General features: G+C 67.2%; 8 protein-coding genes and 1 pseudogene. 5 read left to right on the top strand and 4 right to left on the bottom strand.

The annotated features are described in order from the left end of the window. The 3 genes from ACO6D5_RS28305 to ACO6D5_RS28295 form a co-directional block, all read left to right on the top strand. A partial coding sequence (locus tag ACO6D5_RS28305; protein ID WP_485827220.1) for a DUF1177 family protein occupies positions 1 to 477 on the top strand: 477 nt, incomplete at its 5' end. Next, positions 474 to 1,163: an AroM family protein gene (locus ACO6D5_RS28300; RefSeq protein WP_315846676.1), complete on the top strand. Its 690-nt coding sequence runs from the start codon at positions 474 to 476 to the stop codon at positions 1,161 to 1,163. The genes ACO6D5_RS28305 and ACO6D5_RS28300, both read left to right, overlap by 4 nt. Positions 1,164 to 1,278: 115 nt before the next feature. Further along, entirely contained in the window at positions 1,279 to 2,271 is a 993-nt protein-coding gene (locus tag ACO6D5_RS28295; protein WP_315846677.1) for a tripartite tricarboxylate transporter substrate binding protein, read from the top strand. Positions 2,272 to 2,329: 58 nt separating this feature from the next. On the opposite strand, the gene coaBC is transcribed toward ACO6D5_RS28295, so the two are convergent. From coaBC to ACO6D5_RS28275, 4 genes are all read right to left on the bottom strand, one after another. After that, positions 2,330 to 3,526 carry a bifunctional phosphopantothenoylcysteine decarboxylase/phosphopantothenate--cysteine ligase CoaBC gene (gene coaBC / locus ACO6D5_RS28290; protein ID WP_169273834.1) on the bottom strand — a complete coding sequence of 399 codons (1,197 nt, stop codon included), beginning with the start codon at positions 3,524 to 3,526 and terminating at the stop codon, positions 2,330 to 2,332. 165 nt (positions 3,527 to 3,691) lie between these two features. Then, entirely contained in the window at positions 3,692 to 4,225 is a 534-nt protein-coding gene (gene lspA / locus ACO6D5_RS28285; protein ID WP_315846678.1) for a signal peptidase II, read from the bottom strand. Positions 4,226 to 4,227: 2 nt separating this feature from the next. Beyond that, positions 4,228 to 7,089 carry an isoleucine--tRNA ligase gene (gene ileS / locus ACO6D5_RS28280; RefSeq protein ID WP_485827219.1) on the bottom strand — a complete coding sequence of 954 codons (2,862 nt, stop codon included), beginning with the start codon at positions 7,087 to 7,089 and terminating at the stop codon, positions 4,228 to 4,230. Next, positions 7,079 to 8,044 (bottom strand): bifunctional riboflavin kinase/FAD synthetase, encoded by a 966-nt coding sequence (locus ACO6D5_RS28275; RefSeq protein WP_315846680.1) that lies wholly within the window; start codon positions 8,042 to 8,044, stop codon positions 7,079 to 7,081. The genes ileS and ACO6D5_RS28275 overlap by 11 nt, the downstream gene beginning before the upstream one ends. 163 nt (positions 8,045 to 8,207) lie before the next feature. Here ACO6D5_RS28275 and purN point away from each other — a divergent pair, with 163 nt between their 5' ends. Both purN and ACO6D5_RS28265 read left to right on the top strand, forming a co-directional pair. Continuing rightward, complete coding sequence (gene purN / locus ACO6D5_RS28270) at positions 8,208 to 8,873, top strand: phosphoribosylglycinamide formyltransferase (protein WP_485827218.1); 666 nt, start codon at positions 8,208 to 8,210, stop codon at positions 8,871 to 8,873. A 65-nt stretch (positions 8,874 to 8,938) separates the two neighbouring features. Beyond that, positions 8,939 to 9,387, top strand: a pseudogene (locus tag ACO6D5_RS28265) (hypothetical protein); the annotation flags it as partial.

The raw sequence follows: 9,387 nt of genomic DNA, 5'->3' as shown, positions 1-9,387 counted from the left end.
GCGATCTTGTCGGTCGACACGACGCGCGGCAATCGCCTGGTCAACAAGCGTGGCGTGGCGTTGACGCCGGTGGCCAAGCAGGGCTACCTGCTGCGCATTCCGGAAACGATGCTGGATGTGATGGGCTGGGTCAGCGGGGAGTTGCCCGTGACCTTGCCGCTGACCACGCAGGACATCACGCCGTACGAGAACGGCCTGTGGCATGTGAATTCGCTGATGCAGCCGGCGATCGTGACGGACGCGCCGGTCGTGGGTGTGGCGCTGACCGCGCAGACCACCGTGCCCGGCTGCGCGACCGGCGTCACGAATGCCGTCGACGCCGACGTTGCGATGCGCTTTTGCATCGAGATCGCCAAGCTGTATGGCCAGCGCACGATGACGTTCTTCGACGACGCCGAGTGGGCCGCGTTGCAAGGCCGCTACGGTTCGATGGCGCATCTGCAGACCGTGGGCCGCGTAGACGGCGGGGCGGCATGAGCGCGCCACGCTCCCGCCGCGTGGCGTTTTTCACCATCGGCGAATCGCCGCGCAGCGATGTCGTGCCCGAGATGGCGCGGCTGTTGGGCGACGCCGTGCAGATCGACGAATTCGGCGCGCTGGATGGGTTGGACGCCGCGGCGCTGGCCGCGATGGCCCCGCGGGACGGCGAGTACCGTTTCGCCACGCGCTTGCGCGACGGCGCCCAGATCCAGCTGGATGCGGCCGCCGCCGAGGCGCGGCTGGCAGCGGTCATGCGGCAGGCGGACGGCGCCGGCTACGACGTGCTGGTGCCGCTGTGCACCGGTACCGCCATCGCGCCGATGCGCACCCTGGTCGTCGAGCCGCAGCAGGTCGTCGACCATCTGGTGGCGGGCTTGTCGCAGCACTGCCGCAAAGTGGGGCTGGTGGTGCCCTTGGCCGAACAGGTCGACTTCTTTCACATGGCCGTGCCGCTGACCTGCGATACGCAGGTCGCGCACGCCTCGCCTTACGAAGCCGATGCCGGCCAGGCCGCGCGCAATTTCGCGCTGGCCGGCCAGGCGCTGGCGTCATGCGACCTGATCGTCATGCATTGCATGGGCTACGCCGAGCGCATGCGCCAGGCCGTCGCGCAGGCGTCCGGCCGTCCCGTGCTGCTGTCCAACCGCCTGGTCGCCCAGACGCTGTCGCAACTATTGGAATAACGCCGCCAAAGCTGCCCGATGCATGGTTGCGGATCCCTGGCCTGCAGCCGTGCCGGATGAGCGGCGAGGGGAGACGAAGCTGTCTTCGTCAATTTATCGTTCGGAGTGACCTTTCATGTTCAGCCTTACCCTGCACCGCGCCGTTGGCGCCTTGTTCGCCGTTACTGCGTTGACGGCCGCCTCCACGGCAATCGCCGCCGATGCGTGGAAACCCACAAAACCCGTGCGGCTCCTGGTGGGCTTCGCGCCCGGCGGCTCGGCTGATACGCTGGCGCGCCTGCTGGCCGAACCGCTGTCGCAGCGGCTGGGCCAGGCGGTCGTGGTCGAAAACCTGGCTGGCGCCGGCGGCAACATCATGGCGTTCCGCCTGTCGCAATCGCCGGCCGACGGCTACACCATCGGCATCGCGGCGGCCGGCTCCATGGCCATCACCCACGTCCTGAACCCGAAGGGCACCAACTACAAGCCCGCGGACTTCACCCCCATCACGCTGGCTGCGGTCCAGCCCAACGTGGTGATCGTGAACAAGGACGTGCCCGCCAACAACCTGGCCGAGCTCAAGGAATACTTCCAGAAGACGCCGACCGCCACCTACGGCACGGCGGGCGTGGGCATTTCCAACCACCTGATCGCCGAAACCATGCTGTACAAGATGGGCGTGAAGGTCCCGCACGCCGCCTATCGCGGCGCGGCGCCGGTCATCACCGACCTGTTGGGCGGCCACATCGCGATGACGATGGACAATATCTCGACGGCCGCGCCCTTGGCCTCGCAGGGCAAGGTCAAGGCCATCGCGGTGGCCTCGATCAAGCGCGCGCCCCAGTTGCCCAACGTGCCCACGCTGGACGAACAGGGCCTGAAGGGGTTCGACATGCCGACGTGGCAGGGCGTGTTCGCGCCGGCAGGCTTGCCCGCCGACGTGCTGGCGGCCTACTACGCCGCGCTGCAAGACGTGCTCAAGCAGCCGGGAGTGATCGAGAAGATGGCAGGCCTGGGGTCGGAACCGGTGACGGGCATGACGCCTGAGAAGACCAGCCAGTTCCTGGAAAACGACCGCAAGCAGTGGGCCGATATCGTCAAGGCCGCTAACATCAGCCTGGAGCAATAAGCCGCGCGGCAAAGATGGCGCCCGGCGCTTGCCGGGTGCCCCTCAACGCGATGCCATCCTACGCCGGGTACCTTGCCGCGATCTCGGCGATCAGGCGGCGTGCGGCGTCCAGCTTGTCGGCGGCGGGTAGCGGGTGCGCGCCTTGCTCGTCGAACAGCACCAGTTCGGTGGTGTCCGCGTCCATGACCTTGTGCGCCAGGTTGCCCACCAGCAGCGGGATGCCCTTGCGGGCGCGCTTGGCTTCCGCGTGTTCAGCAAGCTTTTCGGTCTCGGCTGCAAAGCCCACGCACCACGGGCCGTTTTCCAGCTTGGCCACTTCGGCCAGGATGTCCGGATTGGGTTCGAACTCCATCAGCGGCGCGCCGCCGCCTTCGGTGGTCTTCTTCAACTTTTGCGTGCTGACGTTCTTCACACGCCAATCCGCCACCGCGGCCACGGCGATGAAGATGTCGGCGTCGGCGGCGCTGGCCATCACGGCGTCGTGCATCTGGCGCGCGGTCATGACCGACAGCGCGGTGACGCCGCGCGGCACGGGCAGGAAGGTGGCGCCGGTGATCAGCGTGACGCGGGCACCGGCTTCGCGGGCCGCGCGGGCCAGCGCGTAGCCGGTCTTGCCCGACGAACGGTTGCTCAGCACGCGCACCGGGTCCACGGGTTCGGACGTGGGGCCTGCGGTCAGCAGCACATGGCGGCCGGCCAGCAGCTTGGGTTGGAAGAAAGCGATCAGGTCGGTCAAGAGCTCATGCGCTTCCAGCATGCGGCCGTCGCCGGTCTCGCCGCAAGCCTGTTCGCCGGCCGAGGGGCCCAGGACGCTGATGCCGTCGGCGCGCAATTGTTCGACATTGCGCTGCGTGGCCGGGTTGGCCCACATCTCGCGGTTCATCGCCGGCGCCACCAGAAGCGGACAGGCGCGCGCCAGGCACAGTGTGGACAGCAGGTCGTCGGCCATGCCGTGCGCCAGCTTGGCCATGAAGTCGGCGCTGGCGGGGGCGATCAGCACGGCGTCGGCGCCGCGCGTCAGGTCGATGTGCGCCATGTTGTTTGGCACGCGCGCATCCCAGGCGTCCACGAACACCGGCCGGCCCGACAGGGCCTGCATGGTGACGGGGGTGATGAAGTGCGTGGCCGCCTCGGTCATCACCACGTCGACCGTGGCGCCTTGTTCGGTCATGCGCCGCACCAGCTCGGCGATTTTGTAGCAGGCGATGCCCCCGGTCAGACCGAGGACGATGCGTTTGCGGGCGAGATCGAGCATGAGGGCGTGGCGGCGGGTTCAGCGCCGTGAAAACGAGGAATGGAGGGTGATTTTATTCTGCATTGCGGCATTGCGCCGTTCGCGATGCATTCAGGGGGGATCAAATAGGGCAAAACCCAACCCCGGGGGAGGGGCGGCCGGGGCGTTGCGCCCCGGCGTCGGTCGTCAGGCCTGCGGTTTCTTGCGGGCGCGGAGCAGCTCGTCCAGCACCAGCAGCACAGCGCCGCAGCTGATTCCCACGTCCGCCAGGTTGAAGGCGGGGAAGTAGGAGTCTTTCCAGTAGAACAACAGAAAGTCCACCACGTGGCCGTACACCACGCGGTCGATGACGTTGCCGATGGCGCCGCCCAGGATCAGCGTCAGCGCCAGGCTGAATCGCGGCTGCCCATGCGTGCGGCGCAGGATGATCGTGATGACCACGGCCGCCACGATGCCCAGGCCGGTGAACAGCCAGCGCTGCCAGCCTTCCTCGGACGCCAGGAAGCTGAACGCGGCCCCCCGGTTGAACAGCAGCGTGAAATCGAAGACCGGCAGCACGTTGACCCGTTCGCCGTACTGGAACGAGGTGTTGAAGTACACCTTGGTCAACTGGTCCAGCACGATGATCAACAGCGCCAGCGCCAGCCAGCCGCCCACGCGCGCCGGTGCGGCGCGGGTGGGGGCTGCGCCCGTCACTCCCGGATCGGAGGGGCGGGCCATGCTCAAGCCTTGTCGCGGGCTTCGCCCGAGCCGAACAGGTTGGACACGCAGCGGCCGCAGATCTCGGGGTGGTCGGCGTCCTGGCCCACGTCCAGGCGCCAGTGCCAGCAGCGTTCGCACTTCTTGTGCGTCGACGGCGTCACCTCGATGCGGGTTTCGCCTTCGCCCGCGTGCACGGTGGCGCGCGAGACGATCAGCACGAAGCGCAGGTCGTCGCCCAGGCTGGCCAGCAGTTGCTGGTCGTCGCCATTGGCGTACAGATCGACTTCCGCTTGCAGCGACGAACCGATGTCGCCCGCCGTGCGCACTTCTTCCAGCTTGCGCTGGACGTCGGCGCGGATGGCGCGCAGGCGCGTCCACTTGGCGGTCAGCGCGTCGGCGTCGGCAAACGGCGGCAGCGCGTGGTAGACCTCGGTGAAGATCGTCGTGCGGGCGGCGTCGGCCTGGTGCTTCAGGGCGGAGCCGACCAGTTCCTTCCAGGCTTCTTCAGCCGTGAAGGACAGGATCGGCGCCATCAGCTTCAGCAGCGTCTGCGTGATATCCAGCAGCGCCGTCTGCGCCGAGCGGCGCGCCACGCTGCCGGGGGCCGACGTGTACAGGCGGTCTTTCAGGATGTCCAGGTAGAACGCGCCCAGGTCTTCCGAGCAGAACGTCTGCAAGCGCGAGACGGCCGGGTGGAAGTCGTAGCGTTCGTAGTTGGCCTGCACTTCCGACTGCATCTGCGCCGTCATGGCCAGCGCGTAGCGGTCGATCTCGAAGAGCTCGCCGTACGGCACCGATTGCGACACGGCGTCGAAGTCGGCCACGTTGGCCAGCAGGAAGCGCAGCGTGTTGCGGATGCGGCGATAGCCTTCGACCACGCGCTTGAGGATCTCGTCCGAGATGGACAGTTCACCCGAGTAATCGGTGGACGCCACCCACAGGCGCAGGATTTCAGCGCCCAGCGAATCCGACACCTTTTGCGGGGCGATCACGTTGCCCACCGACTTGCTCATCTTGCGGCCCTGGCCGTCAACCACGAAGCCGTGGGTCAGCAGCGCCTTGTAGGGCGGCTGGCCGTACAGCATGCAGCCGGTCAGGAGCGACGAATGGAACCAGCCGCGATGCTGGTCAGAGCCTTCCAGGTACAGGTCGGCGGGCCAGCCCAGTTCGGCGCCGTGCGAACCGGCGAATTCGCCGTCCTTGCCGCCCAGCACCGTGGCGTGCGTGCTGCCCGAATCGAACCACACGTCCAGCGTGTCGCGGTTCTTTTCGTACTGGTCGGCTTCGTCGCCCAGCAGGTCGCGGGGTTCAATGGCTTGCCAGGCTTCGATGCCGCCTTGTTCGACGCGCTGCGCCACCTGTTCCAGCAATTCGGCGGTGCGCGGGTGCAGCTCGCCGGTTTCCTTGTGCACGAAGAAGGCCATCGGCACGCCCCACTGGCGCTGGCGCGACAGGGTCCAGTCCGGGCGGTTGGCGATCATCGCGTGCAGGCGGGCGCGGCCCCAGGCCGGGTAGAAGGCTGTGGCGTCGATGCCGGCCAGCGCCGATTCGCGCAAGGTCGGGCCGCCATCCTTGGGGGCCACGTCCATGCCGGCGAACCATTGGCTGGTGGCGCGGTAGATGATCGGCGTCTTGTGGCGCCAGCAGTGCATGTAGCTGTGCTTGTGCTTTTCGACGTGCATCAGCGCGCCGGCTTCGGTCAGCGCTTCGACGATCTTGGGGTTGGCGTCCCAGATGGACAGGCCGCCGAACAGCGCCAGGCTGTCCACGTACTTGCCGTCGCCCATGACCGGGCTGATGAAATCAGTGTCCTTCATGCCATGCGCCTTGCACGACACGAAGTCTTCAATCCCGTAGGCAGGCGCCGAGTGCACCACGCCCGTGCCCGAGTCGGCCGTGACGTAGTCGCCCAGGTAGATAGGCGAGCGACGATCGTACGCGGCATTGAATTGCGCCAGCGGATGACGGAATTCGATGCCCGACAGCGCTTCGCCCGGCGCCGTGGCGATGATTTCGCCTTCCAGGTTCCAGGATTTCAGGCAGGCTTCGACGCGGTCTTTCGCGACCAGCAGCAGGGGGCCGAACTTGGGCGCCGGGGACACCCGCACCAGTGCGTACTCGATTTCCGGATGCACGTTCAGCGCCTGGTTGGACGGGATGGTCCAGGGCGTGGTCGTCCAGATCACGATGGCGCCGTCTTCCACCGACTCCAGGCCGAAGGCCTTGGCCAGCTTGGCCGGATCCGCAAACGGGAAGGCGACGTCCACGGCCGGGTCGACGCGGTCGGCGTATTCCACTTCGGCTTCGGCCAGGGCCGAGCCACAGTCGAAACACCAGTTCACGGGCTTCAAGCCGCGGAACACGTAACCCTTGTCCAGGATGCGTCCCAGCGCGCGGATCTCGTCGGCTTCATTGCTGAAGTTCATGGTCATGTACGGACGGTCCCAGCCGCCCAGCACGCCCAGGCGCTTGAAATCCTTGCGCTGGCGGTCGATCTGCTCCAGCGCGTAGGCGCGGGCCTTCGACTGCACTTCCGCCACGGGCAGGTGCTTGCCGTACTTCTTTTCGATCTGGATTTCGATCGGCATGCCGTGGCAGTCCCAGCCCGGCACGTAATGCGCGTCATAGCCGGCCATGTTGCGGCTCTTGACGATGATGTCCTTCAGGATCTTGTTGACCGCGTGGCCGATGTGGATGTCGCCGTTCGCGTAGGGCGGACCGTCGTGCAGCACGAAACGGGGCCGGCCGCGGCTGGCCGCTCGGATCGCCTGGTAGACGTGGTTTTCCTCCCACTGCGAAATCCAGGCGGGCTCGCGCTTGGCAAGGTCGCCCCGCATGGGGAAGGGGGTATCGGGCAGGTTGAGGGTCTTTTTATAGTCCATGAACGGCAAAATAGGCGCGCGCGTTTCGCGCGTCTTCGGCGATGGCGGCAGTCAGGGAAGGGAGGTCAGGAAATTTTTCTTCGTCCCGCAGCTTGTGCAGGAATTCGACGCGTACGAGTTTACCGTAAGCGTTGATCGTGTCGTCCAGCAGGTGCGACTCGAGCAGCACGCGGCCGCGGTCTTCGACCGTCGGGCGCACGCCCAGGCTGGCAACCGCGGGCAGCGGGCGCTCGGCCAGGCCATAGACCTGCACCACATAGATGCCCGAGCGGGCGGCGCAACGTTCGGCCACGCGCAGGTTCATCGTGGGAAAGCCCAGGGTCCGTCCCAGCTTCTGGCCGTGGATCACGTGTCCGCTGATGTGGTACGGGTGGCCCAAGAGGTGACGGGCGCGGTCCAGGTCGCCCACGGCCAACGCCGTGCGGACCTCGGAACTGGAAATCCGGTGGCCTTGCTGATCGGTCACGTCCGCCAGCGTCTGCACCTCGAAGCCATGGCGCATGCCGGCTTCGCGCAGCAGGTCGATATCGCCACTGCGCTTGTGGCCGAAGCGGAAATCCTCGCCCACCAGCAGCCACTTGGCCTGCAACCCCTGCACCAGCAGGTTTTCGATGAAGGCGTTGGCCGACATTTCGGCCAACCGGGCGTTGAAGCGTTCCACCACGACCTGCGACACGCCGTAGCGCGCCAGCGCCGCCAGCTTGTCGCGCAGCCCGGATATCCGGGTGGGCGCCAGTTCGGGGCGTTGGTTCAGGGTGGCGAAATACTCCCGCGGATGCGGCTCGAAGGTCATGACGGCGGGCGTCAGGCCGCGCTCGCGGGCGACTTGGCAGACGCGCGCCAGCATGGCCTGGTGTCCGCGATGGACGCCGTCGAAATTGCCGATCGTCAGCGCGCAAGGGGCGCGCCGGTCGGGCGGAGGCAGGGATCGGTAGATGCGCAGCGATGGTTTCACGAGCGAGAGTTTACAATTTTGGATTCCGGGTTTGTTCTAATCCCCCCAACCATTTATGCGCGGCCGGTATTTCCGGGGTGCGCAATGGTGGCGGACAAGCCCTTTTGCGACAAGCAAGGCGCCCCTGCGGCGCCCTGGGGGCTACCTATTTGGATTCTTTATCTTGCCGGAAACACACCTTTCTAAACGCCGCCTCGTCATCCTGATCTCGGGGCGGGGCAGCAACATGCAGGCGCTGGCCCAAGCGTGCCGCGACGAGGACTGGCCGGCCGACATCGCCGCCGTCATCGCCAGCCGGCCCGATGCCGGCGGCCTGGAATGGGCAGCCGCCCAGGGCATCCCCACGGCAGCCCTGTACCATAAGGACTACGCCAGCCGCGAAGCCTTCGACGCTGCGCTGGCTGCCGAAATCGACCGCTACGCGCCCGACTATGTCATCCTGGCCGGCTTCATGCGCGTCCTGACCCCGGGCTTCGTCAACCACTATGCCGGCCGGCTGGTCAATATCCACCCCTCGCTGCTGCCGGCGTTCCCCGGGCTGCATACCCATGCCCAGGCCCTGGCGACGGGAGTGCGCGTGCACGGCTGCACGGTGCATTTCGTCACGCCGGTGCTGGACCACGGCCCCATCATCGCCCAGGGCTGCGTGCCGGTCTTGGCCGGCGATACGCCGGAACTGCTGGCTAATCGCGTGCTGGCAGTGGAACATCGGGCTTTTCCCGCTGCCGTGCGCTGGCTGGCCGAAGGCCGGGTTACGCTGACGAACGACCACCGGGTGGACGTGCAGGGGGACCCCGCGCGCTTGTTCACCTGGTCGCCGGCCGCTTGATCGGCCCCGAATCGCACTGAATCGCTTTTATCGGGCGGAACTCCTCCGCCCCACTGGAACACACCATGACTAAACCCCAATCTCCGCGTTCTCGTCCGGCAGGCACCCCGAGGGCAGCCTCCGAAGGGCGCGACGGTCGGTCCTTTTTCTCGCGTCCCAAGGGCGACGCCCGCGAAGCGCCGCAGCGCGAGCGCAGCGACCGCGCGCGCGACGAGCGCCCCGGCCGCGATGCCGGCCGTCCGGCCCCGCGCCCGTCTTACGATGCACCGCGTGGCGAGAGCCGCGGCGAAAACCGTGGCGAACGCGGCGCCTTCGGTGGCGATCGCCGGGAAGGCCAAGGCCGGCCGGCACCGCGTCCGTCCTATGACGCGCCGCGTGGCGAGAACCGTGGCAACAGCCCGCGTGGCGATAGCCGCGGCGGGGAACGGGGCGCCTACAGTTCGGAACGCCGCGAAGGCCAGGGCCGTCCGGATTCGCGTCCGTCGTACGGCAACGGTCCCCGTGGCGACAGCCG

The organism is Achromobacter sp. (genome assembly GCF_057314935.1).
This window is presented reverse-complemented; position numbering and strand designations above follow the sequence as displayed.

Coding starts and splice junctions, on each gene's coding strand:
- ACO6D5_RS28300 (WP_315846676.1), top strand. CDS start 474: ATGAGCGCGCCACGCTCCCGCCGCGTGGCGTTTTTCACCATCGGCGAA.
- ACO6D5_RS28295 (WP_315846677.1), top strand. CDS start 1,279: ATGTTCAGCCTTACCCTGCACCGCGCCGTTGGCGCCTTGTTCGCCGTT.
- coaBC (WP_169273834.1), bottom strand. CDS start 3,526: ATGCTCGATCTCGCCCGCAAACGCATCGTCCTCGGTCTGACCGGGGGC.
- lspA (WP_315846678.1), bottom strand. CDS start 4,225: ATGGCCCGCCCCTCCGATCCGGGAGTGACGGGCGCAGCCCCCACCCGC.
- ileS (WP_485827219.1), bottom strand. CDS start 7,089: ATGGACTATAAAAAGACCCTCAACCTGCCCGATACCCCCTTCCCCATG.